A 26,036-nucleotide genomic window follows, 5' to 3' on the forward strand; every position below is an offset into this window, starting at 1 on the left:
CGAGTACAGCATGACAAAACGCCCATTCGAACAAATACCCCTGGCCTTCGGCCACGACCCGGCGACGGGCCGTGAGGATCTGCTCGTTTCCGACCGGCTGAGCGCGGCGATCGCCATCGTCGACCACTGGCCGGATTGGCCGTCACCGGTCGTCATCATCGCCGGGCCGGTTGGCTCTGGCAAATCGCATCTCGCCAGCATCTGGAAGGAACGGGCAGGAGCCGAGGTAATCCATCCGCTCGCCGGCTCCGATGCCGCGCTGATTGCCGCGGAGAAGCCTGTTCTCTTCGAGGACGCCGACCGGAGCAGCTTCGACGACACCACGCTGTTTCACGTCATCAACAACGTGCGCCAGCACGGCACCGGCCTCTTGATGACCACGCGGCTCTGGCCGATGTCCTGGCCGGTCACGCTGCCGGATCTGCGCTCGCGCCTGAAGGCGGCGACCGTCGTCGAGATCGGGGAGCCGGATGACGAGTTGCTGACGCAGGTGCTGATCAAGCTTTTTGCAGACCGCCAACTCTTCGTCGATGAGCGGCTCGTCGGCTACATCGTCCAGCGCATGGAGCGGTCGCTGGAAGCAGCGCAGACGATCGTCGAGCGGATCGATCATCTGGCGCTCTCGCGCGGCACGAAGCTCAGCCGAACGCTCGCCTCCGAAGTTCTTGAAGAACTGGGGAATCAACGGCGGTCCGATTGACTGTCACAGAACCGTCGTCAAACTGAGATAGCCGGTGCAACCGGAGCAATGGGATCGAATGAGCATGGATAACGCGGTATCGGCGGTGAACGAAAACCAGGCTGCGGCAGAGGATGTCGATCTGCTGACCAGCCCGCAGCGCTTCATCAACCGCGAATTCTCCTGGCTGCAGTTCAATCGTCGCGTGCTTGAAGAGACGCTGAACACGGCGCATCCGCTGCTGGAGCGCATTCGCTTTCTGTCGATCTCCGCCGCCAACCTCGACGAGTTCTTCATGGTGCGCGTCGCGGGCCTCGAAGGGCAGGTGCGCCAGGGCCTCGCCATGCGTTCGCCCGACGGCAAGACGCCGATCGAGCAGCTCGAAGACATTCTCAAGGAAATCGACAACCTGCAGATGGAGCAGCAGGCCTCGCTCGCCGTGCTGCAGCAGTATCTCGCCAAGGAGGACATCCTAATCGTGCGTCCAGCGTCGCTTTCGGCGCAGGATAAGAGCTGGCTCGCCAACGAATTCGATCAGTCGATCTTCCCGGTGCTGACGCCGCTCTCGATCGATCCGGCCCACCCGTTCCCGTTCATTCCGAACCTCGGCTTTTCGATGGGCCTGCAGCTCGTCAGCAAGACCGGCCGCGAGCCGATGACGGCGCTCCTGCGTTTGCCGGTGGCGCTCGATCGTTTCGTCCGGCTGCCCGACGTCAAGAACGTCATCCGCTACATCACGCTCGAGGACGTCGTCAGCCAGTTCATCGACCGGTTGTTCCCCGGCTACGAGGTGAAGGGTTCCGGTACGTTCCGCATCATTCGCGACAGTGATATCGAAGTGGAGGAAGAGGCCGAGGATCTGGTGCGCTTCTTCGAGACGGCGCTGAAGCGCCGTCGCCGCGGATCGGTGATCCGCATCGAGACCGATTCGGAGATGCCGGCATCATTGCGCCAGTTCGTCGTGCAGGAACTCGGCGTTCCGGAAAACCGCATCGCCGTTCTGCCGGGGCTGCTGGCGCTCAACACGCTCTCGGAAATCACCAAGGCGCCGCGCGATGACCTGCGCTTCGAGCCCTACAATCCGCGCTTTCCGGAGCGGGTGCGCGAACACGCCGGCGACTGCCTTGCGGCGATCCGCGAAAAGGACATGGTCGTCCACCACCCCTATGAATCCTTCGACGTCGTCGTGCAGTTCCTGCTGCAGGCGGCGCGCGATCCTGATGTCGTCGCCATCAAGCAGACGCTCTATCGCACGTCGAATGACAGCCCTATCGTGCGTGCGTTGATCGACGCCGCCGAGGCTGGCAAGTCGGTGACTGCTCTGGTCGAGCTCAAGGCTCGCTTCGACGAGGAAGCCAATATCCGCTGGGCGCGCGACCTGGAACGCGCCGGCGTGCAGGTCGTCTTCGGCTTCATCGAATTGAAGACCCACGCCAAGATGTCGATGGTCGTTCGGCGCGAGGAGGGCAAGCTCAGGACCTATTGCCACCTCGGCACCGGCAACTATCACCCGGTGACGGCGAAGATCTACACGGACCTGTCGTTCTTCACCTGCAATCCGGTGATCGCCCACGACATGGCGAACATCTTCAACTTCATCACCGGCTATGGCGAGCCGGAAGCGGGCATGAAACTGGCGGTCTCACCGCACACGCTGCGCCCGCGTATTCTCAAGCACATCGATGAAGAGATCGAGCACGCCAAGGCCGGGCGCCCGGCGGCGATCTGGATGAAGATGAACTCGCTCGTCGATCCGGAAATCATCGATGCACTCTACAAGGCGAGCCGCGCCGGCGCCGAGATCGACCTCGTGGTGCGCGGCATCTGCTGCCTGCGACCGCAGGTTCCGGGGCTCTCCGACAACATCCGCGTCAAGTCCATCGTCGGCCGTTTCCTCGAACATTCCCGCATATTCTGCTTTGGCAACGGTCATGGGCTTCCATCGGAAAATGCCCTTGTCTATATCGGCTCGGCGGATATGATGCCGCGCAATCTGGACCGGCGGGTCGAGACGCTCGTGCCTCTCATCAACCGGACTGTGCACGAACAGGTTCTGTCGCAGATCATGCTGGGCAATCTCATCGACAACCAGCAGAGCTACGAGATTCTTCCTGACGGCACCTCTCGCCGGATGGAAGTCGGCAAGGACGCCGAGCCTTTCAACGCACAGTACTATTTCATGACCAATCCCAGCCTCTCCGGCCGGGGCGAGGCCTTGAAGTCCAGCGCACCGAAGCTCATCGCCGGCTGGAAGAGCGGCTGGCACAAATAAACTGGAATTGCATGGTCGAATCTGAAGCGCAGGGGCGTCTGCCCGGCATCCGCCCGGTTTCTGTTATCGATATCGGTTCGAACTCCATTCGCCTTGTCGTCTACGAAGGCCTGAGCCGCTCGCCGGCCGTGCTGTTCAACGAAAAGGTGATGTGCGGTCTCGGCAAGGGTATCGATGCCACCGGTCGCATGGACGAAGAAAGCGTCGAGCGTGCGCTGAAGGCGCTGCATCGCTTTCACGCGCTCTCGAAGCAGGCGCGTGCGACATCGATGTACGTGCTCGCCACCGCGGCCGCGCGCGAGGCCAGCAACGGCCCGGCTTTCATCGAAAAGGCGGAGGCGATCCTTGGTCACAAGGTCCGCATCCTCACCGGCGAGGAGGAGGCCTACTATTCCGCGATGGGCATCGTCAGCGGCTATCACGATCCTGATGGCGTCGTCGGCGACCTTGGCGGCGGCTCCCTCGAACTCGTCGACGTCTCGGGCACGAAGATCGGCAAGGGCATCACCCTGCCGCTCGGCGGCATTCGTCTGTTCGAACACAGCAACGGCTCGTTGACCAAAGCGCGCACCTGGGTGCGCAAGTTCATGAAGAACTCGGCTGTCCTGAGGACCGGAACGAGACGCACCTTCTATGCCGTCGGCGGCACCTGGCGCTCGATCGCCAAGCTGCACATGGAGATCCGGGATTATCCGCTGCACATGATGCAGGGCTACGAGATTTCCTTCGACGAGGCGATGGCGCTCCTGCCGGAGGTGATCGAGCCGAAGAACATCAAGCCCGCGGCCTATTCGACGATCTCGAAGAGCCGGCGCAGCCTTTTGCCCTTCGGGGCGATCGCCATGCAGGAAGCGCTCTCGATCATGGAGCCGGAGCGGATTTCGTTCTCCGCGCTCGGCGTGCGCGAAGGCTATCTGTTCTCGCTGCTCAACGATCACGAGCGCGCCCAGGACCCGCTGCTGACGGCGGCGAACGAAATTGCCATTCTGCGGGCCCGCTCGCCGGAACACGCCCGCGAACTCGCGGACTGGACGGGCCGCATGGTGCCGTACTTCGGGATCGAGGAGACGGAAGAGGAAAGCCGTTATCGTCAGGCCGCCTGTCTGCTCGCCGATATCAGCTGGCGCGCGCACCCGGATTACCGCGGCCTGCAGGCGCTGAACATCATTGCTCATTCGACCTTCTCGGGGATCACCCATGCGGGCCGCGCCTATATCGCGCTTGCCAACTATTATCGCTTCGAAGGGCTGAACGACGACGGCGCCACGAACGCGCTCGCCGGCATCACCACGCCGCGCCTGCTGGAACTGGCGAAGCTGCTCGGCGGCCTGCTGCGTGTCGCCTATCTCTTCTCGGCATCGATGCCGGGGATCGCGCGGAACCTGACGTTCCGCAAGTCGTCTCAGCCGGACGCGGATCTCGAAATCGTCGTTCCTGCCGCCTATTCGGAATTTGCCGGTGAACGGCTGGACGGGCGCCTGCAGCAACTCGGCAAGCTTACCGGCAAGCGGCTCGCTTTCCACTTCGAAAGCTGAAACCTTCAAAATCCGGGTTCAAATAGAAGGGCGCGCGAGCTCTACAGCGCTGCGCGTCTTGTCGGACGCGCAAAGGTCGCTGTAGCAGTCTGATTTGCTGCATGTTTTTATCCTTAAATCGGCAAACGATTTAAGGAAAACAGGCAGTGTTCGCGCGCCCTTGTCGCTTATTCGGCCTTCAGGAAATCGCCGACTTCGAGCAGCACGAACTCGTTGTCATCGGCCTTGTCGAGCGAGCGGCCGGCCGAGAAAGGCAGGTTGTTGTCGTTGCCGACGATGATGTGGGTCGCATCGACACGGTCGACGTTCTCGATGGTGACGAAGGGCATGTCATAGAAGCCTTCGCCTCCGCCCTGGCGCTTCTTGTTGTCCGGGTCGGCGATCTTCAGCAGGTCGATGTAGCCGATCTTGCGCACAGCCTTGCCGACATTGCTGTCGTCGAAGGCGATCTTGTAGATGCGCTTGACCTTGGAGCCTGTCGCGAAGCAGTCCGGTTTGGGGGCCTTCGGATCGGCGCAGGCCTTGTCGACCGTGCCGGCGCCGTTGTCGCGTTCGATCACCAGCGCGGTCCTGTCATCGAGCATGTTGAAATCGCCGATCGCCTCGCCGCCCTCCGCCAGCGGATAGAGCCAGCTACGGCCGGTCCAGGCTTTGCTTGCAACATCGAGTTCGATGATGCGCAGCGCCGGGCGGCCTTCGGCCTGCTCGACCGTTTCGCTGTCCGTCCAGAGCGGGCCTTCGAGCAGGCCGTAGAGCTTGCTGCCGTCCTTGGAAAGGGCCATGCCCTCATAGCCGCCGGAGCGCTTCAGATTGAAGGCGGGCGTCCTCTTCGACGGATCGGCCTGCAGCGTCAGCGTCGGATTGTCGGGCGACATGACCGGCTTGCCGTCGACCGTGGTCGGGATGACATCCGTCAGCTTGCCGTCGAGATCGAACTTGAGGATGTAGGGCCCGAACTCCTCACCGACCCAGAAACCATCGGCAACCGGCTGGATCGATTCGACGTCGAAGTCGGCGCCGGTGAGATAACGCTTGTCGGAGCCTTCCATGAGGATCGGGAAGGGCGCCTTCTTGTCTGGGTCGGTGAGGAACAGCGTCTTCAGCGCCTCGACCTTGCCGGCGTCCCAGTCCATCTTGATGTGGTGCAGCATCAGCATGGCATCAGTGGAGTTCAGCTTGTTGCCGAAGCCATTGTCGGAGAGGCTCCAGAAGGTGCCGTCTTCCATCACCTTGATGCCGGAGAAACCCTGCATCGGCTGGCCGTCGAAAGGCAGCGAAAAGCCCGTCGGACGAACGCCGTCCTTACCCGGGACGGTGCCGAGCGCTCCTGCGCGTTTACGGTCCGGGGTGGTGAACTTGCCCGAGGTCTTCAGATAGTCAGGGGCGTCCGAGGGGGCAGCGATGATCGTGTTCGCCGGCAGGATCGCGTGACCCTTCAGGGTTGCGGTGAAGGACTTTTCCTCGGCCGAAGCGGCCATCGTCATCAAAAGAGAAAGAGCCGCGGTGGCGAGAAGCGTTTTCGTCATGAAAGTCACCATGGGTTGGAGCCTCCTGCATGTCTCCTCGCCCTCGATTTCAGGGCAAAGGCATGCAGCCATTCAAAGTGCTGCAGCGACCTTTGCGCGTCCGATCGGACGCGCGGCGCTGTAGACGGCAACCCGATAGGCGGCTTTGATGACGGGCGGGTGATGCTTGCTTTACAGGCCGATGAAGCTTTGGTGACAGGCTCAGCCGGCGACGGTGAGGCTTGACCAGCGCCCGGGCGTGATGCCGTAGGCGCGCTTGAAATGGCGGGTGAAATGCGCCTGGTCGGCGAAGCCGGTCTCGAGCGCCGCGCCCGCGAGGCTTTCGCCACTGGCGATCATCTGCCGGGCGCGCTCCAGCCGCCGCATCAAGAGATAGCGGTGCGGGCTGGTGCCGAGAACCTTGCGAAATTGCCGGGCGAGCGTGAAGCGATCAAGTCCGCTGACCACCTCGAGCTCCTGCGATCCGACGGGCCGTTCTAGATTGGCGCGAAGGAATTCCGTTGCCTCGAGAACGGCGTGCTTGTCAGCCTTTCCCGGCTTGATGTCCTTGGTGCCGGCATGCCGGTAGAGGCCCTCGGCAATCCGCACCAGGATGTCGTCAAGCGCCAGTTCGTCAATGCCATTGTCGAGGTCCATCAAGGCTTCCCCGACTGCCTGACGCAAGGCCTCATCACCCACCACCGGCGCTGCGACGAAGGGCAGGGAGCGGCCCATTTCGTCGAGCGCCGCAAGCAACTTTTCCGGCTGCAGATACATCATCCTGTAGCGCAGCCCCAACTCCGTTCCCGCGCCGCCATCGTGGACCTCGTCCGGGTGGAGGATGATGATACTTCCGGGTTTGCTGAAGCGGCTTTCGCCCCGGTACTGAAACGTCTGAACGCCACCCAGCGTCACGCCGATCGCATAGGTGTCGTGACGGTGCGGCTCGAAGAATTTCCCGTGCAGCCGCGCTTCGATGCGCTCGATGCCTTCGACCGCCGGAGCGACGCGGATGCCGTCGCCGGGCGCGCCGCACAATCGTTCAAGATCGATCGCGGCATCCTCCGATAATGCGTCTTCCGGCACGCCCTGTCGGGCTGAAATGGAGATGACCGTCATGTTCGATACCAAATTTGCGATCGTATTGCGCGAGGACCTGGCAACCTGGCAGAAGCTGAACGTCACCGCCTTCCTCGCCACCGGTATTGCCGGGCAGAAGCCCGATATCATCGGTGAAGATTATCGCGACGGCGCCGGCAACGTCTACAACGCCTTGAGCGTTCAGCCGATCATCGTACTTGCCGCAGATGGGAAGACGCTCGGCAACATTCAACGCCGTGCGATCGAGAGGGACGTACGGGCGTCGATCTATGTCGACGCGATGTTCGCCACCGGCCACGACAGCGCCAACCGCGCGGTCTTCGCAGAGACCAGCCCGGATGATGCCGCCATTGCCGGCATCGCCATTCATGCAGACAAGAAGCTGGTCGACAAGATCACCAAGGGCGCAAAACTGCACGGCTGATGCCGCTGCCGTCCGCCGATGACTATTCCGCCGCACTGGGGGTGAGGGCAGGCGTCGAGCCTCCGACACGCAGCGCCAGCACGCCGAGCTTCTGCCCGCGTCCCTTGACGGCGTGCTCGCCGAGATCCTCGACGCGGACATAGTGCGGAAGACGCATCTTGCGGGCGAGATCGGTGGAGATCAGCACCTGGTGGCCGAGGGTCTTGCAGAAGCCTTCCAGCCGGGCAGTGGTGTTCACGGTGTCGCCGAAATAGGTGATCTTATGCCGATCGAGGCCGATTTCGGCCGCGACGATGGTGCCGCCATGAAGCGCCGCGCGCAGGCGCGGGACTTCGCCGAACTCCTTCTGCCAACGGTGCGCATCCGCATCGATGATTTCCAGAATGTCGAAGACGCAATGGATGCAGGCCGCATTGTTGGTGGCCCGGTCGAAGGGCCAGGTGATCACGGCGGCGTCGCCGACATAGTCGTCGATCGACCCGCGATAGCGCAGCACGGGGTCGGCAATCGTCGCGAACAATTTGCCGAGATATTCCTGCATCCTGAGGTCGCCGTTGCGTTCGGCATAGGAGGTCGAGCCGGCGAGGTCGATGAACAGGAAGACGCGCTCCTCCTGGATCGGTCTGCGGTAACGCCCCGTCAGGAGGCTCAGGAACACGTCGCGGCCAAGAAGTTCGCGGACCCTGAGGATGAAGACGAGCGAGCCCGAGATCGTCAGCGCATAGAGCAGCACCGTCTTGGAGGGCATCATCGCCTCCATCCAGTAGACATCGCCGAAAGCGCCGCTTGTCTGCATGATCAGACCGGCGGCCGCGTAACCGACGTCAAGAAGCACGAAGTAGATCGCAAGCGAGGCGACGAAAAACATCGGGGTCGAGAAGGCGTGAATCCGTCGGTTGAGGCGTCTGAAAATGATGCGCCGCTCGAACGCAATGATCGGAATGCACATGAACAGCGCATAGGTCGCGCCGATCAGCGCGCCTGTGCCATAGGCAATCCAGGCGTAGACTGCCCCGGCGGCCGCAACCACCAGGAGCAGGAGCAGTCCTTCGAAAGTGGAGAAGCGCCAACGCATGCGGAAAGCCCCGGTATCGGAAGAAGCGGCATAGGTCTCAGCCGGCACGGTTTAACTGCGTCGGCTCCACGCCCTGTTACCTCGTTTGAGACGATGGTGATTCTGTTCCGCCGGGCTTTCAGCTAGAGCCGGATTCGGGCGGAAACTTGGCTCCGCCCTTGTAGGCTCAGCCGCCGAGCTCCACCGTCTCGATCTTCTTGTCGACGAAACGAAGAGCCACTTCGCCATTGATGAGCTTCAGCGCGGTTTCCCCGAAGAGCTCGCGCCGCCAGCCCTTGAGCGCGCCGACATCGGCCTTCTCGCCTTCGGCAGCGATCTTGTCGAGATCGTCGCTGTTGGCGATGATCTTCGCGGCCACGCCCTGCTTTTCGGCGATCAGCTTCAAAAGCACTTTCAGCATTTCGCCTGCGGCAGCGGCACCTTCTGGCGCATGGCTTTGACGCGGCAGTTTCGGCAGATCGGCCTTGGGGATCGCAAGCGCCTCGTTGACCGCTTCGATGACCGCAGTTCCGGCGCTGGAGCGTTCCCACCCCTTGGGGATGGTTCTGAGCCGTGCCAGCGCTTCCGCGTCCTTCGGCTGCTGCTGGGCGATCTCGTAGATGGCGTCGTCCTTCAGGATGCGGCCGCGCGGCACGTTGCGGGTGCGTGCCTCGCGTTCGCGCCAGGCGGCGACGGTCTTGAGGGTGGCGAGTTCGATCGGTTTCTTGACGCGCATCTTCAGACGCTGCCAGGCGTCGTCCGGATGCAGGTCGTAGGTGTCACGCGCCTCGAGGATCGCCATCTCCTCGGTCAGCCACAGCGAGCGCCCCTCGCGCTCCAGTTCGGCGGCCAGGTATTTGTAAATGTCGCGCAGATGCGTGACGTCGGCGAGCGCATAGTCGAGCTGCTTGTCCGTCAGCGGCCGGCGGCTCCAGTCGGTAAAGCGCGAAGACTTGTCGATCTGGGTGCCGGTGACGCGGTTGACGAGCTGGTCATAGGAGACGCTGTCGCCGAACCCGCAAACCATGGCCGCGACCTGCGTGTCGAAGATCGGATGCGGAATGAGGTTGCCGAGATGGAAAATGATCTCGATGTCCTGGCGCGCGGCGTGGAATACCTTGATGACCTCGGGATTGGCCATCAGCGCGAAGAAGGGCGAAAGATCGATGCCTTTGGCCATCGGATCGACGATGACGGCGAGATCCGGACTCGCCATCTGGATCAGGCAGAGCTCCGGCCAGAAGGTCGTCTCGCGCAGGAATTCAGTATCGATCGTAATATAATTTGAGCGGGCCAGCTGTTGGCACGCCGCCTCAAGGTCTGCGGTTGTTTCAATCATCAGATTTAAATCACTATGGCAAAAATGCGGCTGACATTTTCGTGTAGCCCGTCGCGCCATCTGTCACAATCGAAATCTCAGACGATCTTGAAATAACCCGTCATGCCGGTCTTCTGGTGCTCGATGATATGGCAATGGACGACCCAGTCGCCCGGATTGTCGGCCACCAGCGCCACTTCCGCCTGTTCGTCGGGCAAAAGCAGGATCGTATCGGTCGGCGGCGGCAGGAATGTCCGCTTGTTGGAATTGAGGATACGGAAGCTTAGGCCGTGCAGATGGATCGGATGCGCGTGCGGCGTCCGGTTGGCGACCTGCAGGACATAGCTCTTGCCGAGCTTCATCTCCTCGATCGGCGCGATCGGATCCGGCGTATCGCCTGGCCACGGCACCTTGTTGATTGCCCAGAACGTATAGCCGAGCGAGCCGCAGATCGAAGGCGCAGCCTTATGTTCGGCCGTTGCCGTCAGTTCGATCGGCACGTGGGTAGCAGTGGAAAGGTCCGCCTCGGAGATCGGATTGGCGGGCAGGGGGGCGACATCGCGGAGGTCGCGTTTCAGCGAAGAGCCGGCCGCACGGAAACGCGCGATGGTCCAAGGGTGCGATCCGCGGAAATTGCCGAGCACGGCCGTCTGGCCTTCTCCATCGGGCATGCGCAGGACAAGATCGACGCGCTGGCCGGGGCCGAAGTCGTAGCGATCGAGCGTGAAAGGCTTGTCGACCGGATTGCCGTCGAGCGCGATCACCATCGCCTCGGCGCCATCGAGGCCGATCGTATAGATGCGCGTGACGTCGGTGGCGGCGATGCGCACGCGCACCAGCCCGCCGGCCGGCGCATCATAGGTCGGCTCCCGCTGCCAATTGGCAGTGCGCACCGTGCCGTAGGTGCCGCCACGCGCGGCGTCGCGCGGCTTGAACGGATCGATGAAGGCGCCACCTGCGCCAAGCCGCCAGTCGCGCAGATTGAGCACGATCTCGGCGTCGAACACCGGGTCCTCCGGATTCTCGACGACGATGACGCCGGTCAGGCCGGCGCCCATCTGCGTCAGGGTATTGCAGTGCGGGTGGTACCAGAAGGTGCCGGCATCCGGCGGCGTGATGAGATAGTCGAAGCGATCGCCCGGATAGACATAGGGCTGCGTCAACTCGGGCACGCCGTCCATGGCGTTGGCGATGCGAAGCCCGTGCCAGTGCACCGTCGTCGGCTCGTCCAGCCGGTTGAGGAGGCGTGCGGCGTAGGGCGCGCCCTTGCGCATGCGCAGGACCGGGGGCATGCCGCCGCTCTCGGCCTCTCCCAACCCATAGGTCATCACTCTCGGCGTGATGCCATCGCTGGCGATCTGCGCCTTGGTAAACTGCGCCGTCAGGATCTGCGGATCGGGTGCGGTGCCGGCGCGTGCCGCCATGCCGGCCCCGAGCGCAAAGGCGCCTCCGAGGGCGGCGGAACCTTGAAGGAAGGTGCGGCGACTGATGGCGGGCATTCAGGCAATCTCGGCAACTGGTTAGATCACGTTAGAGCGGGATGCGGGCGGAAAACCGCAAACACTTTTCCTGATCCCGCTCTGGCGCCGGTTCTAAACCTGATCGCTGCATTCAGCAATTATCCGGACTGCGCGCATCTTGCCGCAGGGTCAGCCGTCCTTGCGCCTGTGATTGTTGCCAGCGGCGAGCTTGTTGAAGAAAGCCGAAGTGCGCAGGAGGTTGCGGAAGGGCATGGCGCGCGCTTCTGCAGGCACCGGCCCGCGCGCCGTCATGCGCTGCAAGGTGTAGAGCATGAACAGGAAGAGGACGGCGGCCGTGTAGATGAAGAGCGCCTGAGGCCCGAAGATGTCGAGCAGAAACGACGCAAAGAGCGGCCCAATGATCGCACCGAGCGACCAGAAGAACAGCATGCCTGCCGAAACCAGTGCATGTTGGCCCTCCGCGGCATGGTCGTTGGCATGGGCCGAGCAGAGCGAATAGAGCGGCATCGCAAAGGCGCCGAAGAGGAAGATGCCGGCAAAGTTCAGCCACTCGTCGTTGCCGGCGCCGAAAGCCAGGAACAGGCCGGCCAGCAGTGAGCCGAAGGTGGCGATCAGGATGATCAGCCGGCGGTCGAGCCGGTCGGAATAGTGGCCGAGCGGATATTGCAGCACGACGCCGCCAATGATGCCGGCGCTCATGAAGGTGGCGATGGCCGTCACGGAGAGGCCGATGCCCTGGCCATAGATCGGGCCGAGCGAGCGAAAGGCGGCGTTGGTCAGGCCGACGACGATGCAGCCGATGGTCGCGAGCGGCGAGATGTTCCAGAGCGCTTTCACATCGAATCGGATGGCTTCCGGGGCCACGGGGCTCGACCGGTCGGCGAAGGAGATCGGGACCAGCGACAGCGTCAGAGCCATGGAGATGATGGCGAAGAGTTCGAAGCCTTCGATGCCGATTCCGGGGATGACATATTGCGCGGCGGTCACCGATCCGAGATCGACGAGGCGGTAGACCGAAAGCGTGCGCGCCCGGTTGGCATTGGTGACGCTGGCGTTCAGCCAGCTTTCGACAGTCGCGAACAGGCAGGCAAAACAGATGCCGGCAAGCAGTCGCATCAGGAACCACATCAGCGGATTGATCACGAGCACCATGGAGATCGCCGCGGCCGATGCGATCGCAGCCATTGCCGAGAAGGTGCGGATGTGGCCGATGGCGCGCAGGATGCGCGTGACATAGACGCAGCCGAGCGCGAAGCCGATATTGTAACCGGCGCCGATCACACCGATCAGGGATGTCGAAAATCCCTCTTCCAATGCACGAAGCGAGATGAAGGTGCCCTGCAGGCCATTGCCGCCGATGAGGATGCCTGCGGTAACGAGAAGGGGGATGAGCGGGCGAATCTGAGACATGGGGCAGGCGACATCCGGAAATCGGCCGCGACTCGAGGGGGCTTGCGGGCCTCAAATGTGTAGCCCCGCATTCTGCTGCCGGACAGCCCCGAATTGTGACGATTGCCATTCTTTTCGCGGCAATTCGGCAGGCTCTTGTTCGAGCACGGCCTTGGACTGGCCGTTTCCTTCGTCTACAACGCGCCTCCATCGGGGGCGGCAGCGGTCGCGCGGCTTGACAAAGGCTGCGCATCATGCGCTTTTCCGCCCGATTTTGACCATGTTGCCCGCGCGCCGTGTCCCACGAGCCTGCGCGGCTCTTTGCAATTCCGGGATAAGACGATGCATCGTTACCGCAGCCACACCTGTGCCGCCCTCCGCAAATCGGACGTCGGCTCCACCGTTCGCCTCTCCGGCTGGGTCCACCGCGTCCGCGACCATGGCGGCGTGCTCTTCATCGACCTGCGCGACCATTACGGCATGACCCAGGTCGTCGCCGATCCGGATAGCCCGGCGTTCAAGATCGCAGAGACGGTGCGCGGCGAATGGGTGATCCGTATCGATGGCGTCGTCAAGGCGCGCACCGACGATACCGTCAACAAGGGCATGCCGACCGGCGAGATCGAGCTCTATGCCAAGGAGATCGAGGTTCTCTCGGCTGCCAAGGAACTGCCTCTGCCGGTGTTCGGCGAGCCTGAATACCCGGAAGACGTGCGCCTGAAGTATCGCTTCCTCGATCTGCGCCGCGATACGCTGCACAAGAACATCGTCAAGCGCACGCAGATCATTTCGTCGATGCGCCGCCACATGGGCGACGTCGGCTTCACAGAATACACGACCCCGATCCTGACCGCATCGTCGCCGGAAGGCGCGCGCGACTTCCTGGTGCCGTCGCGTATCCACCCGGGCAACTTCTACGCCCTGCCGCAGGCGCCGCAGCAGTACAAGCAGCTCCTGATGGTTGCCGGCTTCGACCGTTACTTCCAGATCGCACCGTGCTTCCGCGATGAAGACCCGCGCGCCGACCGCCTGCCCGGCGAGTTCTACCAGCTCGACCTGGAAATGAGCTTCGTCGAGCAGGAAGACGTCTGGTCGACCATGGAGCCGGTGATCCGCGAGATCTTCGTCGAGTTCGCCGAAGGCAAGCCGGTGACCGAGAAGTTCCCGCGCATCCCCTATGACACGGCGATCCGCAAATATGGTTCCGACAAGCCGGACCTGCGCAACCCGATCGAGATGCAGGCAGTCACCGAGCACTTCGCCGGCTCCGGCTTCAAGGTCTTCGCGAACATGATCGCGTCGAACCCGAAGATCGAAGTCTGGGCGATTCCGGCCAAGACCGGTGGCTCGCGCGCCTTCTGCGACCGCATGAACGCCTGGGCCCAGAGCCAGGGCCAGCCGGGCCTCGGCTACATCTTCTGGCGCAAGGAAGGCGAAAAGCTCGAAGGCGCCGGTCCGCTCGCCAAGAACATCGGCGAAGAGCGCACGGATGCGATCCGCACCCAGCTCGGCCTCGACGACGGCGACGCCTGCTTCTTCGTCGCCGGCGATCCCTCGAAGTTCTACAAGTTTGCCGGCGAAGCCCGCACCCGCGCCGGCGAGGAACTCAACCTCGTCGATCGTGACCGCTACGAATTCTGCTGGATCGTCGACTTCCCGTTCTACGAATGGCTGGAAGACGAGAAGAAGATCGATTTCGCCCACAACCCCTTCTCGATGCCGCAGGGCGGGCTGGAAGCGCTCAACGGCGAAGACCCGCTGTCGATCAAGGCCTACCAGTACGACATGGTCTGCAACGGCTTCGAAATCGCCTCGGGCTCGATTCGTAACCAGCTTCCGGAAGTCATGGTCAAGGCGTTCGAACTGACCGGCAAGTCGCAGCAGGAAGTCGAAGAGCAGTTCGGCGGCCTCTACCGCGCCTTCCAATACGGCGCACCGCCGCATGGCGGTATGGCCTTCGGCATCGACCGCATCGTCATGCTCTTGGTCGGCGCCAAGAACCTGCGCGAGATCTCGCTGTTCCCGATGAACCAGCAGGCCGTCGATCTTTTGATGGGCGCGCCGTCGGCCGCAACTCCGGCACAGCTGCGCGAGTTGGCGATCCGTCCGATCCCGCAGAAGAAGGACTAAGGTCCAATAGACTAACGAAATAAAGAAAGCCCGGCGACCGTCTCGCCGGGCTTTTTCGTTGTCTGCTTTGATTTCGCTTCAGCGCTTGCCGTAGACCGCGTCGCGAACATCGCGCGTGAACTGGCCCCACATGCCCTCGAAGGCCGTGTTCGTCATGGCGACAACGGTGATCTTCTCGACCGGATCGACGAACCAGTTGTGGCCGTAGGCGCCGCCCCACTGGATGGTGCCCTTCGATTGCGGCGTACCGGCGGTTGCGGGGTCGATGAGCACGGCCCAGCCATAGCCGAATCCCCAGCCGGGGCCCTGCGTCTCCGCCTGGGGACCAGTCTGGTCCTGCATCATCGTCTTCACCGTCTCTGCCGACAGGATCGGGTCTCCGCCCTTGCGGATGGTTTCGAGGAAGGTCAACACATCCTTTGCCGTACCCGACATACCGGCGCCGCCGGAGGGGAACTGTTTGGCATCGAGGATACGCTCCGGCGAGAACGTCAGCTTGCCTTCCCCGATCTGTACCGCGACGCTGCCTTCCATGCGCTTCGGTTCGGGCGAGGCATCGAAATAGGTAGCGGTCAATCTCTCCGACGGTTCTGTCGAGAAGCCGGCGTCGGCGAGGGACAAGGGCGAGACGACAAGCTCGTCAACCGCCTTGTCGAGCGTCTTGCCGCTCGCCTTCTCTATAACGCCGCCGAGGACGTCGATCGCCACCGAATAGCGCCAGGTCTTGCCCGGTTCCGATACGAGCGGAACGCTCGCGATGCGCTTCAGGTTCTCGTCGAGCGTGATATCCGTAAGGTCGAGCCCGTCGGAAATGCCGGCCTTGGCATAGGCGCCTCCCGGCGGCTGGAAGAAGCCATATTCGAGCCCTGCCGTATGGTTGAGAAGGTGGCGGACGAGGATCGTCGCCGGCTTGCCGTCAAAGGTCGGCTTGAAGTCCGGGAGCCACTTGCTGACGGGGTCGTCAAGCGTGATACGCCCCTGTTCGACAAGGCGCATGGCCGCCGCGGTCACGAACGGTTTCGTGACCGACGCAAAGCGGAAGATGTCGTCCTCCTTCATTGCGCGACCGGCCTCCCGGTCGGCGAGTCCGGCCGCACGCGCATAGACAAGTTCCCCATCGCGGGCGACGAGGACCACCGTGCCGACGATACGCTTGTCGGCGATGGCATGATCGATCACCGGGTCGAGCCGTGCGCCGAGTGCAGCGTTCTGATCGTCGGCCACGGCGGGGGAGGCGACCAGTATAGCGAGCAGCGCCGCGCCTTTCAGGTGGAGACTCATTGGACAAATCCTTCTATAATCACAATGACCATTCCTGAATACGTCAGGACTTGAGATAATTCTAGAGTGATCATTGTGAAAAATAGTGAGGCTTTGGTATCATCCTCGCGCCGTCGCGGGCGACCACGCGCCTTCGATCGTGAGGTGGCTCTGGCGGCAGCCGGGGAAACCTTCTGGCGGCTCGGCTATGAAGGGGCGTCGATTGCCGATCTGACCGCCGCCATGGGGATTACGCCGCAGAGTCTCTATGCGGCCTTCACTTCGAAGGCCGACCTCTATCGGGAAGCGCTCGACCAGTACCGGAAAGAGGAGGGGGCTGCCGCGGGCCGAAATCTCGCCAGCGAAGGGCATGTGGTCGAGGTGATCGGCAAGATGCTGCGTGCCTCCGCCCATGAGTTCACGCGTCCAGGCAGACCGAAGGGCTGCATGATCTCAACCGCGGTATTGACCTGCGCCGTTGAGAACCAGGCGATCGCGAGGCATGTCAGGGCGCTGCGAAGCGAGACCCTGGCGCTGCTGGAGCATCGCTTCCGGCAGGGCGTTGTCGATGGGGAGTTGCGCGGCGATACGGATGTCGCGGGATTAGCGCGCTTCGTCGGCGCGATTCTTCAGGGCATGACGGTGCAGGCGCAGGACGGCGCCAGCGAAGCGGAACTCTTGCCGATCGCCGAACTGGCAATCGCCGAGGTCGCACGTCACCTGTCTGCTTCCCTCTGAAAGACCCGAGCGACCCTCAGTAGTCCATGCCGGGACCGGGCGGCGGCGCGGGTCCATTCTTCTTCGGTTTTTCCGCGACCATGGCCTCGGTCGTCACCAGGAGGCCGGCGATGGAAGCCGCATCCTGCAGCGCCGCACGCACCACCTTGACGGGATCGATGACGCCCATGCGGAAGAGGTCGCCATATTCGCCGGTCTGGGCATTCCAGCCGTGGGCGAAGTCATTTTTCTCCCGGAGCTTTCCGACGATCAGGGAGCCTTCTGCACCGGCATTTTCGGCAATCTGACGCACGGGCATCTCGACTGCCCGCCGAACGATCTCGACGCCGACGCGCTGATCGTCATTGCCGGCCTTGAGCCCGTCGAGCGCATGCACGACCCTGAGCAGCGCGACGCCGCCGCCGGGCAGAATGCCTTCCTCTACCGCGGCTCGCGTCGCATGCAGGGCGTCGTCGACGCGGTCCTTCTTCTCCTTCACTTCCACTTCGGTCGAGCCGCCAACCCGGATCACCGCAACGCCGCCGGCGAGTTTGGCGAGCCGTTCCTGCAGCTTTTCCCGATCGTAGTCGGACGTCGTTTCCTCGATCTGTGCCTTGATCTGGCTGACACGTCCGCCGATATCAGCCTTCGTTCCGGCGCCATCGACGATCGTGGTGTTTTCCTTTTCGACCATGACCCGCTTGGCGCGCCCGAGCGTGTCGAGCGTCACGTTTTCAAGCTTGATGCCGAGATCCTCGGAAATGACCGTACCGCCCGTCAGGATGGCGATGTCCTCGAGAATCGCCTTGCGCCGATCTCCGAAGCCGGGGGCTTTGACGGCCGCGATCTTGAGACCACCGCGCAGCTTGTTGACGACGAGCGTGGCAAGCGCTTCGCCCTCCACGTCCTCGGCGATGATCAGCAAGGGATGGCTCGCCTGGATCACGGATTCGAGGATCGGGATCATGGCCTGCAGATTGGAGAGCTTCTTTTCGTGGATGAGAATATACGGGTCTTCGAATTCGACGCGCATCTTCTCCTGGTCGGTAATGAAGTAGGGGGAAAGGTAGCCGCGGTCGAACTGCATACCCTCGACGATCTCAAGTTCGATCTCGGCGGTTTTGGCTTCCTCGACGGTGATCACGCCCTCATTGCCGACGCGCTCCATCGCCTTTGCCAGGTAGTTGCCGATTTCCTTGTCGCCGTTCGCCGAGATCGTGCCGACCTGGGCGATCTCCTCGTTGTTGGAGATCTTTCGGGCATGGGTCTTCAGTTGCGCGACGATCGCGTCGACGGCGAGATCGATACCGCGCTTGAGGTCCATCGGGTTCATGCCCGATGCGATCGCCTTGACGCCCTCCCGGACAATGGCTTGAGCAAGCACGGTGGCCGTCGTCGTTCCGTCACCGGCGACGTCGCTGGTGCGCGACGCAACTTCACGCAGCATCTGCGCGCCCATATTCTCGAATTTGTCTTCGAGTTCGATCTCCTTGGCAACCGAGACGCCGTCCTTGGTGACGCGCGGCGCGCCAAAAGCCTTGTCGATCACCACATTCCGCCCCTTCGGGCCGAGCGTCACCTTCACGGCATCGGCGAGGATATCGACACCACGCAGCATACGGTCGCGGGCATCGCTGCTGAACTTGACTTCCTTGGCTGCCATTGTTGACCTCCCTCAACACCAAACACGTACCCTCATGCTCCCGCCGCGCGTCGCGCCGGGGCAACCCTGCATGCAATCGAAAAGCTTCAGCGCGCCTCGCTGCCTGTTCGGCTACGTCGCGAAGTCCCGTTCCTCGTCATTGTCCGGCGTCAGAATATCGATCAATGCCGCAACCCGGCCAGCGGGCAGGTGGCGGCCTTCGCCAATCAGCGCCTCGTCGTTGTTGACCCAGGCGATGGCCTCTGCAAGTTCGCCCGCCGTCGCGCCGGTCGCCAGCAACTCGGCCATCAGCGTCTCGTCGACCGGGCCAAGGATAGCGGTAATATCCGCCTGCTTCAGTCCCATGGGCTCCTCCTTCCGTTTTATCGGTCAGGAATGCGGGGACCTCGGATCCCCGCCCAAAGTAAATAGGCCGGGGTCCGAAGGCATCAAGCGCTGATCATATCATGGAAGCCGAGCGGACAAAAAACCGCGGTGCCGTCATTCCGGCCGAAGCGCGTTGTCCAGGAAATACCATTGGTCGAGATGCGCTCGAACGATGGGCTCGATCGCGTCGTTCAGAAGCAGCATATCGTCCAGGAGGCGCGCATTTGCAGGATCTGAGGCTGGAAGCCGGATGGGCTCCAGCGCCTGGCATTCGAAGCGGAAACCATCGGTACGCAGGCCGTACCAGGGGCAGATCGTGGCACCTGTCATGCGTGCCAGGCGAACGGCAAGCGCGAGATTGCCTTCCTGATGCGGTTTGCGGTCGAAGAATGGTCCGCGGATCATGCCGCCAAAACCTTCGTCGCAGAACATGCTGACAACACCGCCGCTTTTCAGGACCTTGAGCGCCGGCCGAATCCCTTCAGCGCCCGGCGGGAGAAACCGCAAGCCGGCCCTGCTGCGGACTCGTTCGGCGATCCACGCCTTGGCCCGGCTTTTCGGGGGAACGTAGAAGGCATGAGCCTGAAGGTCGAAATGCCGCAGCGCGATCGGTCCCACTTCCCAATTGCCGAGATGGAGTCCAACAACGATGACCGGGCCCTCGTCCGCTGCCTTGCGGATGGGGGCGAGGCCGTCGGACCGGAGCCTGTTGCGGTGCCGTTGCAACCTGTTGAGGACGGAGAATTCGGTCATCAGGCGGCCCTGAGCCCGACAGTTTTCGAGAAACAGCGCCTCCTGTTCCTCGGCGTTCAGGTCGGGACGCAGATGCCGTATCGTCTCCCGGGCACGTCGCGAAGCAACCTTATGAAAGCGCGGAACGGCGAACAGCCCGAGTGTCGCACCCAAGCGCGAGCAAGCATCCATCGGCAGCAGTTTCATGCCGAAATGAGCAAGTAGGTCGATCAGGTTCCATAGGTTGTCGGTGACCCAATAGCGCCAAAAAGCCCGCCAGCGATCGCCGCCCGCCAGTGCGTCGGCAAGCCGGGGCGCGTCTTCTTCGGTGAAGCTCCAGGCTCTGCGCCTGGCAATCGGCTCGCGCAGGGGCGATTCATCCGGCGCCATGCGACGTGCTCTCCCGTTTGTGAAGGGTCACGGGAAGGCCACCCTTCGGCCGCAATGTCAAGCGGCAGATCGGTTCGACCGCATGGTGCTCTCGGACCCTGACCCGGAACTGCTGAGCGATGATCGCCAGGCACAGGATCGCTTCCGTCAGACCGAAATGCAGGCCGGGGCAGACGCGCGGGCCGCTTGCGAAGGGAATGAAGCTGTAGGGCGTCGGACGACGGCCCTCGGTGAACCGCTCCGGATGGAAATGGTGCGGGTCTTCGAAGAGGCTCGCGGTGCGGTGGAGGAGCCATGGCACGATCAGGACCAGCGAGCCCGGTTCGGCAGCGACGTCGCCGATCATGTCCGCCTCGCGCGTCTGTCGCGCCAGGATCGGAACCGGCGGGTAGAGGCGAAGCGTTTCCTCGATGACGGCCCGGCACCATTCGAACTGCGGCACGTCGTCGATCGTTGGCATTCGGTCGCCGCAGATCCTGGCAATCTCGTCGTGGACGGCCTTCTCGATCCAGCCCGCCTTGGAAAGCAGATACAAGGTCCAGGTCAGCGTGGCTGCTGTCGTCTCATGACCGGCCATGAAGATGGTCGCGGCCTCGTTGCGCAAGGCGACGAGGTCGAGCTTCAGCTCCGGATTTCGCTGCTGCCGCCGGATGAGCAGTTCGACCATGGAGTTGTGGTCACCGCGCCCGGCAAGATGATCCTCCACCACCTTGTCGATGGTCCCGTGGATGCGCTTGACCGAGCGGCGCAGGCTCGGGGTGCGCAGGACGGGGAGCCCGTCGTCGAAGCCGAGGAAATAGCCGATGTTGATGGAATCGACCAGCGACTGGTAACTGGTGAAGCCCTCGGTCACGGCGGTCGCACTGTCGTCGCCGAGTTGGTTGCCGAAGACGCTGCGCGCGATGATCTCGGCGGTCAGGCCCGCCATTTCGTGGAGCGCGTTGACCTCGGCCCCATCGGGCATCCGGTTCCAGCGCTCGACCAGTTCGCTGGTCGTCTTCTCCATGACGGGGCCGAAGGACGGGACCCTTTTGGCGTGGACGATGTCCGCTACCAACGGCCGTCGTTGCTTCCACGTGTCGCCGTCGGAAATGAACAACCCGTCCCCGAGCAGGAATTCGAGTGCCCGGCGCATCTGCGGGCTCTTGCGCTCGAAGTTCTCGTGCCGCTTGACGACCACCTGCCGGATCAAGTCGGGTGAGTTGACGACGATGATCTGCCGGCCGAGAATCCGGATCTGCGAGACGGTTTCGGTATAATCGCCGGCACGCCAGATCGACAGGAAATCCGTCCGCGCCTGGAGCAGGAGCCGCAGCGGCTTACCTGGTGGACCCGAATAGTAATCGGCGCGCACGGGGGCGAATTTCCCCTCTGCCAATTCTTCTCTAAAATTTACAGACTGCTGGAGCCAGGCGAGCATTTACGTCCGATCTGCCGAAATGTGAAGATGATATTCAGGCGTATACTTGTATATCGTAAATTAAGTCTGGGACGCTCCTGCTACGCCTTAGATGTACTCAAGTTCGTCAGAAGTCGGATTTTCAGTAGCGTGAGTATGGCATGCCCGATTTTGATGAAAAACGCCATCGCCCGGCCGCGAAATTTTCTTGATGCCATGAATAGCATGCTGAGAAAGTGACGATCGCTGCAACCGATGCGCGCTCCGCCAAGAGTACCGTGCCAGCCGAAAGCATGTCTGCAAGTAAAAGCGGCCCTTGACCTGTGGAGGGCCGATGCGTGCAAAATACAAATCTGCTTCAATGAAGGTGGATTGGAGGCTTCGCGGACCGTGTGGCAAATCGGAGGCTGCGGCGATCTTTGAATTGCAACATTGTATTTGTCCTTCAACCGGCTGCGATTGAAGGAAATATGCGGTAGCCGTGGTGCCAGTGAAGTGCGCGCGCCCGTACGGGCGCGCAACGCTTGTCGTAACGTCGCTTGTTCCGAGCGCGGCTGAGGCCGGGAACTGTTGCGAGGATCAGTCGTTCGCGGTCACCTTGACGCCGAGCACCGACGGAATGGTGTTCGGTGCGCCCATGGCGGCGCCCATGATCATCGGGAACGGAACCGGCTTTTCCGGTGCCGCGCTGATCGTCAGGCTCTTCGGGCCATCGAGATAGGCGTTCACGGCGGCGGATACCTGGTTCTGCAGTTCCGGCACGTTGAGCTGCGCCATCATGATCGGTACCAGGCCCTTCAGCGACTGAGCCATCTGCTCGCCGGAAACGCCTTGCTGCGAGCCGGCATAGTCGAGTGCCTTCTTGGTGATCGAGGCATCATCGAAGCGGATTTCGGCGCTGTTGAATGTCAGCTGCTGCATCAGGCCCATCATGGCGAGGCCCATGGCCTGGTTGGCCTCTTCCTTGTTCGGGTTGGCCTCGGCTGCCTTCATCGCCTCCTGCATCGACTTGACGAAGGCGAGCGTATAGCCCGAAAAGTCAAAGGCGAAGTTCAGCCGGCCGACATTCTTGAAGTCGAAGGCGTATTCTTCCAGGGCGACATTGCCGCTCTCGATCTCCCAGCTGCCCTTCATCGTCAGGGCGCCGTCAAGCGTGGTCAGGCCGAGCTTTTCGATTGCGTCCTTCGTCTTGGCATCCTCGACGGACGAAAGGTCCGCCTTGATGCCGGACGCCGTCGCGTCGAAGTCGAAGCCGGCATCGTTTTCCTGGCGGGCTAGGTTGGCTTCGGTGCTCTCCAGCGAGAAGACTTCCTTGCCCTTCGCACTCACGGTGATCGGCCCGGTGCTGGCGCTTTCGTAGAGGAGAATATCATTGATGGTGCCGCCGTTCGCGTTGGCGGGGATCGTCAGGCCCGAAATCAGGATATCCTTGACCGATAGGCTGCCCTCGTCCTGGCTTAGATTGACGTCGGGGAAGGATACGGTTTCTGCGTAGTATCCGCCGCCTTCGGTTTCTTCGACACCTTCGAAGGTCAGCTCGCCGATCTTCAGCGCGTCGCCCGGCTGGCTGGCGACCTTCAGCTGCACGCCGGACACCGTCACCTTGTCGCCGTCGACTTCGGCCTTGTCGTAGGTAAAGGATGTTCCGTTCGCGTTCGTCGCCGCGTCGAGCTTCTTCATCAGGTCAGCGCCGTCGAGCGCGAAGGCCGGGCCGGCGAGCGTGAGGAGCGCGGCGCTCGCCATCATCAGGCGGATCTTGCGCGTGTGCATCATAGTCGAGTTCCTTCGTAAAATCTTTGATTGTGTAGCTGTTTCGAAGATGAGGCGTGGCTAATCTGGTTTGTTTCCGCAGAGGGCGTCAACTGGGAGCGAACGGCAACATCCGATAGTTTTCGGCGGCCAGTTCGTGTCTTGCAATCCCCCTCACAATTCGTCCAAATCAACTGCAGCCGAAGCTATTACGAAACAGGGCGAAATTATATTCGCTTGGCCGAACCGCACATGTTCCCGGTCGGGCATGCTTTCCGGGATGTTACCAAGCGCTCGCCTCCGACGCATAGCCGCCCGACCGTTGCACGAACATTGCGCCGGAGCAAGCGGATCGCTTCGACCGCCAACAGTTGGCCGACAAGGGGTTCTCCACAATCGCATCCCCTGAAAACCTTGCTGTTCCGGGTTTGTTGCGTTAGCAAGGACCCATGGGACAAAGCCTTACTCCCCCGTCAGGCGGGGACGACAATATTCAGCCGGTTGACCTCAAGGCGGCGCTGGAAGAGCGTTATCTTGCCTATGCCTTGTCGACCATCATGCATCGCGCGCTTCCGGACGTCCGCGACGGATTGAAGCCCGTGCATCGCCGCATAATCCACGCGATGAGCGAAATGGGGCTCAGGCCCAATTCGTCGTTCAAGAAGTGCGCCCGTATCGTCGGCGACGTGATCGGTAAGTTCCACCCGCATGGCGACCAGTCGGTTTATGACGCCCTGGTTCGTTTGGCGCAGGATTTCTCGCAGCGCTATCCCGTTGTCGACGGGCAGGGCAATTTCGGCAACATCGACGGCGACAACGCCGCCGCCTACCGTTACACCGAAGCCAAGATGACCGAGGTCGCTGCCCTTCTTCTGGAAGGTATCGATCAGGACGCGGTGGATTTCCGTCCCACCTACAACGAGGAGGACCAGGAGCCGACCGTGCTTCCCGGGGCCTTCCCGAATCTGCTGGCAAATGGCGCCACCGGCATTGCGGTCGGCATGGCCACCTCGATCCCGCCGCACAACGCCCACGAACTGTGCGACGCGGCGCTGCACCTCATCCGCCATCCGGACGCGAGCGTCGAGGATCTGCTTTACGATCCGGCCAATCCGCAGAAGGGTGGCATTGAAGGCCCCGATTTCCCGACCGGCGGCGTGATCGTCGAAAGCCGCGAAAGCATGGCCGAGTCCTATCGCACGGGCCGTGGCGGTTTCCGTGTCCGCGCTCGCTGGGTGCAGGAGGATCTCGGCCGTGGCGGCTACCAGATCGTCGTCACCGAGATCCCCTATCAGGTCCAGAAGTCGCGGCTGATCGAAAAGATCGCCGAGCTCTTGGTCGCCCGCAAGCTGCCCCTGCTCGAAGACATCCGCGATGAATCCGCGGAAGACGTCCGCATCGTTCTCGTGCCGAAGAGCCGCTCGGTCGACGCCGGCATCCTGATGGAGTCGCTCTTCAAGCTGACCGAGCTCGAAAGCCGCATCTCGCTCAACATGAACGTGCTGTCCATGGGGCGCGTGCCGAAGGTCATGGCGCTCAACGAGGTGCTCTCGGAATGGCTGGCGCACCGTCGCGAGGTGCTGCAGCGCCGCTCCCGCCATCGCCTGTCGGCCATCGACCGCCGGCTGGAAATCCTTGGCGGCTATCTCGTCGCCTATCTGAACATCGACGAAGTCATTCGCATCATCCGCGAGGAAGACGAGCCGAAGCCGGTCATGATGGAGCGCTTCTCGCTCACCGATCTGCAGGCCGAGTCGATCCTCAACATGCGCCTGCGCGCCTTGCGCCGGCTCGAAGAGTTCGAGATTCGCACCGAATTCGACGCGCTTTCGAAGGAGAAGGCCGAAATCGAAGCGCTGCTCGCCTCGGCGGAGAAGCAGTGGCAGACCGTCGCCTGGGAGATCGGCGAGGTCAAAAAGAAGTTTGCCAAGGCCACCGAGATCGGCAAGCGTCGCAGCACCTTCGCCGATGCACCGGAGGCTGACGTCGAAGCGATCCAGCAGGCGATGATCGAGAAGGAACCGATCACCGTCGTCATCTCGGAAAAGGGCTGGATCCGGGCGTTGAAGGGTCACATCTCCGATACGTCCTCGCTCCAGTTCAAGGAGGGCGATGCGCTCAAGGTGGCGTTCCCGGCGCAGACGACCGACAAGATCCTCGTCTTCACGACGGGCGGCAAGGTCTACACGCTCGGCGGCGACAAGCTGCCTGGCGGTCGCGGCCACGGTGAGCCGCTGCGCATCATCGTCGACATGGAGAACGACCAGGACGTTCTGACCGCCTTCGTCCACGATTCGGCCCGCAAGCTCATCGTCTCGTCGGCTGCCGGCAACGGATTCGTCGTCACGGAAAGCGACATCGTCGCCAATACCCGCAAGGGCAAGCAGGTGATGAACGTCTCGATGCCCGACGAAACCAAGCTGGTCGTGCCGGTCAAGGGTGACCACGTTGCCGTCGTCGGCGAGAACCGCAAGATGCTCGTCTTCCCGCTCGTCCAGATCCCAGAAATGGCGCGCGGCAAGGGCGTCCGGCTGCAGCGCTACAAGGATGGCGGCATCTCCGACATCCGCTGCTTCACGATCGCCGAAGGGCTCGTCTGGGAAGACAGCGCCGGCCGCGTCTTTACCAAGACGAAGGATGAGCTGATCGAGTGGCAGGGCGATCGCGCGTCGGCAGGCCGCGTCGTTCCGAAGGGCTTCCCGCGCAGTGGAAAGTTCAGCGGCTGACCAGCAATTGCTGGCCGTGCGGCAGACGAAGCGCATGGCCGGTGTCCCGTTCCGGGGCACTGAATTTGTTCGTTAAGGTATTGGAAATACAGTTGAAACCGAGCGAGATGCGGCGCTTGTAAGTGCCGCACGTATCGTGGATCACT

The 26,036-nt window shown here is 62.3% G+C and carries 20 protein-coding genes; 7 read left to right on the forward strand and 13 right to left on the reverse strand.

Translation table 11 applies throughout. From position 1 onward, the window contains the following. Positions 1–10 precede the first annotated feature (10 nt). The 3 genes from hdaA (at position 11) to ppx (ending at position 4,486) form a co-directional block, all read left to right on the forward strand. The gene (gene hdaA, locus BHMPCIPO_RS07055) at positions 11–700 is read left to right on the forward strand and encodes a DnaA regulatory inactivator HdaA (protein ID WP_173516101.1); all 690 of its coding nucleotides are present in this window, start codon (positions 11–13) and stop codon (positions 698–700) included. 64 nt (positions 701–764) lie between these two features. Then, on the forward strand, positions 765–2,951 hold the full coding sequence (locus BHMPCIPO_RS07060) for an RNA degradosome polyphosphate kinase (protein WP_173518107.1): 2,187 nt from the start codon (positions 765–767) through the stop codon (positions 2,949–2,951). A gap of 11 nt (positions 2,952–2,962) precedes the next feature. Then, entirely contained in the window at positions 2,963–4,486 is a 1,524-nt protein-coding gene (gene ppx, locus BHMPCIPO_RS07065; protein ID WP_173516102.1) for an exopolyphosphatase, read from the forward strand. Positions 4,487–4,653: 167 nt separating this feature from the next. Here ppx and BHMPCIPO_RS07070 read toward each other — a convergent pair whose 3' ends face one another. Both BHMPCIPO_RS07070 and BHMPCIPO_RS07075 read right to left on the reverse strand, forming a co-directional pair. Next, positions 4,654–6,012, reverse strand: a complete 1,359-nt coding sequence (locus BHMPCIPO_RS07070) for an esterase-like activity of phytase family protein (RefSeq protein WP_173516103.1) — start codon at positions 6,010–6,012, stop codon at positions 4,654–4,656. A 201-nt stretch (positions 6,013–6,213) separates the two neighbouring features. Continuing rightward, entirely contained in the window at positions 6,214–7,110 is an 897-nt protein-coding gene (locus BHMPCIPO_RS07075) for an AraC family transcriptional regulator (protein WP_173516104.1), read from the reverse strand. On the opposite strand from BHMPCIPO_RS07075, the gene BHMPCIPO_RS07080 reads away from it, so the two are divergent. After that, a complete protein-coding gene (locus BHMPCIPO_RS07080; protein ID WP_173516105.1) occupies positions 7,109–7,516 on the forward strand; it encodes a DUF2000 family protein in 408 nt (135 codons plus the stop codon). The two genes, BHMPCIPO_RS07075 and BHMPCIPO_RS07080, sit on opposite strands and share 2 nt — an antisense overlap. Positions 7,517–7,538: 22 nt before the next feature. Here the strand turns inward: BHMPCIPO_RS07080 and BHMPCIPO_RS07085 are convergent, their stop codons facing one another. From BHMPCIPO_RS07085 to BHMPCIPO_RS07100, 4 genes are all read right to left on the reverse strand, one after another. Continuing rightward, positions 7,539–8,591, reverse strand: coding sequence for an adenylate/guanylate cyclase domain-containing protein (locus BHMPCIPO_RS07085; RefSeq protein WP_173518108.1), 1,053 nt, complete (start codon positions 8,589–8,591; stop codon positions 7,539–7,541). 166 nt (positions 8,592–8,757) lie between these two features. Further along, positions 8,758–9,909: a ribonuclease D gene (gene rnd / locus BHMPCIPO_RS07090; protein WP_173516106.1), complete on the reverse strand. Its 1,152-nt coding sequence runs from the start codon at positions 9,907–9,909 to the stop codon at positions 8,758–8,760. A 77-nt stretch (positions 9,910–9,986) separates the two neighbouring features. Further along, entirely contained in the window at positions 9,987–11,387 is a 1,401-nt protein-coding gene (locus tag BHMPCIPO_RS07095) for a multicopper oxidase family protein (RefSeq protein WP_173516107.1), read from the reverse strand. A 150-nt stretch (positions 11,388–11,537) separates the two neighbouring features. Beyond that, the gene (locus BHMPCIPO_RS07100; protein WP_173516108.1) at positions 11,538–12,779 is read right to left on the reverse strand and encodes an MFS transporter; all 1,242 of its coding nucleotides are present in this window, start codon (positions 12,777–12,779) and stop codon (positions 11,538–11,540) included. Positions 12,780–13,100: 321 nt separating this feature from the next. Here BHMPCIPO_RS07100 and aspS point away from each other — a divergent pair, with 321 nt between their 5' ends. Further along, a complete protein-coding gene (aspS, locus tag BHMPCIPO_RS07105) occupies positions 13,101–14,888 on the forward strand; it encodes an aspartate--tRNA ligase (RefSeq protein ID WP_173516109.1) in 1,788 nt (595 codons plus the stop codon). A gap of 78 nt (positions 14,889–14,966) precedes the next feature. On the opposite strand, the gene BHMPCIPO_RS07110 is transcribed toward aspS, so the two are convergent. Next, complete coding sequence (locus tag BHMPCIPO_RS07110; RefSeq protein ID WP_173516110.1) at positions 14,967–16,169, reverse strand: serine hydrolase domain-containing protein; 1,203 nt, start codon at positions 16,167–16,169, stop codon at positions 14,967–14,969. 66 nt (positions 16,170–16,235) lie between these two features. Between BHMPCIPO_RS07110 and BHMPCIPO_RS07115 the strand changes: the two genes are divergently transcribed. Further along, the gene (locus BHMPCIPO_RS07115) at positions 16,236–16,886 is read left to right on the forward strand and encodes a TetR/AcrR family transcriptional regulator (RefSeq protein ID WP_173516111.1); all 651 of its coding nucleotides are present in this window, start codon (positions 16,236–16,238) and stop codon (positions 16,884–16,886) included. A gap of 16 nt (positions 16,887–16,902) precedes the next feature. On the opposite strand, the gene groL is transcribed toward BHMPCIPO_RS07115, so the two are convergent. From groL to BHMPCIPO_RS07140, 5 genes are all read right to left on the reverse strand, one after another. Next, positions 16,903–18,528 carry a chaperonin GroEL gene (gene groL / locus BHMPCIPO_RS07120; protein ID WP_173516112.1) on the reverse strand — a complete coding sequence of 542 codons (1,626 nt, stop codon included), beginning with the start codon at positions 18,526–18,528 and terminating at the stop codon, positions 16,903–16,905. A 111-nt stretch (positions 18,529–18,639) separates the two neighbouring features. After that, positions 18,640–18,873, reverse strand: a complete 234-nt coding sequence (locus BHMPCIPO_RS07125) for a hypothetical protein (RefSeq protein WP_173516113.1) — start codon at positions 18,871–18,873, stop codon at positions 18,640–18,642. A gap of 135 nt (positions 18,874–19,008) precedes the next feature. Then, positions 19,009–20,016 carry a lysophospholipid acyltransferase family protein gene (locus BHMPCIPO_RS07130; RefSeq protein ID WP_173516114.1) on the reverse strand — a complete coding sequence of 336 codons (1,008 nt, stop codon included), beginning with the start codon at positions 20,014–20,016 and terminating at the stop codon, positions 19,009–19,011. After that, positions 20,003–21,370 (reverse strand): cytochrome P450, encoded by a 1,368-nt coding sequence (locus tag BHMPCIPO_RS07135; RefSeq protein WP_312032979.1) that lies wholly within the window; start codon positions 21,368–21,370, stop codon positions 20,003–20,005. Before BHMPCIPO_RS07135 ends, BHMPCIPO_RS07130 begins: the two co-directional genes overlap by 14 nt. Before the next feature lie 624 nt (positions 21,371–21,994). Further along, the gene (locus BHMPCIPO_RS07140; RefSeq protein ID WP_173516116.1) at positions 21,995–23,188 is read right to left on the reverse strand and encodes an aq_1923 C-terminal domain; all 1,194 of its coding nucleotides are present in this window, start codon (positions 23,186–23,188) and stop codon (positions 21,995–21,997) included. 425 nt (positions 23,189–23,613) lie between these two features. On the opposite strand from BHMPCIPO_RS07140, the gene parC reads away from it, so the two are divergent. After that, positions 23,614–25,890, forward strand: coding sequence for a DNA topoisomerase IV subunit A (gene parC / locus BHMPCIPO_RS07145; RefSeq protein ID WP_173516117.1), 2,277 nt, complete (start codon positions 23,614–23,616; stop codon positions 25,888–25,890). Here the strand turns inward: parC and BHMPCIPO_RS07150 are convergent. Next, entirely contained in the window at positions 25,880–26,035 is a 156-nt protein-coding gene (locus BHMPCIPO_RS07150) for a hypothetical protein (protein WP_173516118.1), read from the reverse strand. The genes parC and BHMPCIPO_RS07150 overlap by 11 nt on opposite strands. Between the last annotated feature and the right edge of the window lies 1 nt (position 26,036).

The organism is Ensifer sesbaniae, assembly GCF_013283665.1.
In the GTDB taxonomy this organism is placed as follows: domain Bacteria; phylum Pseudomonadota; class Alphaproteobacteria; order Rhizobiales; family Rhizobiaceae; genus Ensifer; species Ensifer sesbaniae.

Coding starts and splice junctions, on each gene's coding strand:
- groL (WP_173516112.1), bottom strand. CDS start 18,528: ATGGCAGCCAAGGAAGTCAAGTTCAGCAGCGATGCCCGCGACCGTATG.
- BHMPCIPO_RS07080 (WP_173516105.1), top strand. CDS start 7,109: ATGTTCGATACCAAATTTGCGATCGTATTGCGCGAGGACCTGGCAACC.
- BHMPCIPO_RS07075 (WP_173516104.1), bottom strand. CDS start 7,110: ATGACGGTCATCTCCATTTCAGCCCGACAGGGCGTGCCGGAAGACGCA.
- BHMPCIPO_RS07125 (WP_173516113.1), bottom strand. CDS start 18,873: ATGGGACTGAAGCAGGCGGATATTACCGCTATCCTTGGCCCGGTCGAC.
- BHMPCIPO_RS07060 (WP_173518107.1), top strand. CDS start 765: ATGGATAACGCGGTATCGGCGGTGAACGAAAACCAGGCTGCGGCAGAG.
- hdaA (WP_173516101.1), top strand. CDS start 11: ATGACAAAACGCCCATTCGAACAAATACCCCTGGCCTTCGGCCACGAC.
- parC (WP_173516117.1), top strand. CDS start 23,614: ATGGGACAAAGCCTTACTCCCCCGTCAGGCGGGGACGACAATATTCAG.
- BHMPCIPO_RS07085 (WP_173518108.1), bottom strand. CDS start 8,591: ATGCGTTGGCGCTTCTCCACTTTCGAAGGACTGCTCCTGCTCCTGGTG.
- BHMPCIPO_RS07130 (WP_173516114.1), bottom strand. CDS start 20,016: ATGGCGCCGGATGAATCGCCCCTGCGCGAGCCGATTGCCAGGCGCAGA.
- BHMPCIPO_RS07095 (WP_173516107.1), bottom strand. CDS start 11,387: ATGCCCGCCATCAGTCGCCGCACCTTCCTTCAAGGTTCCGCCGCCCTC.
- ppx (WP_173516102.1), top strand. CDS start 2,963: ATGGTCGAATCTGAAGCGCAGGGGCGTCTGCCCGGCATCCGCCCGGTT.
- aspS (WP_173516109.1), top strand. CDS start 13,101: ATGCATCGTTACCGCAGCCACACCTGTGCCGCCCTCCGCAAATCGGAC.
- rnd (WP_173516106.1), bottom strand. CDS start 9,909: ATGATTGAAACAACCGCAGACCTTGAGGCGGCGTGCCAACAGCTGGCC.
- BHMPCIPO_RS07100 (WP_173516108.1), bottom strand. CDS start 12,779: ATGTCTCAGATTCGCCCGCTCATCCCCCTTCTCGTTACCGCAGGCATC.
- BHMPCIPO_RS07110 (WP_173516110.1), bottom strand. CDS start 16,169: ATGAGTCTCCACCTGAAAGGCGCGGCGCTGCTCGCTATACTGGTCGCC.
- BHMPCIPO_RS07070 (WP_173516103.1), bottom strand. CDS start 6,012: ATGACGAAAACGCTTCTCGCCACCGCGGCTCTTTCTCTTTTGATGACG.
- BHMPCIPO_RS07140 (WP_173516116.1), bottom strand. CDS start 23,188: ATGATGCACACGCGCAAGATCCGCCTGATGATGGCGAGCGCCGCGCTC.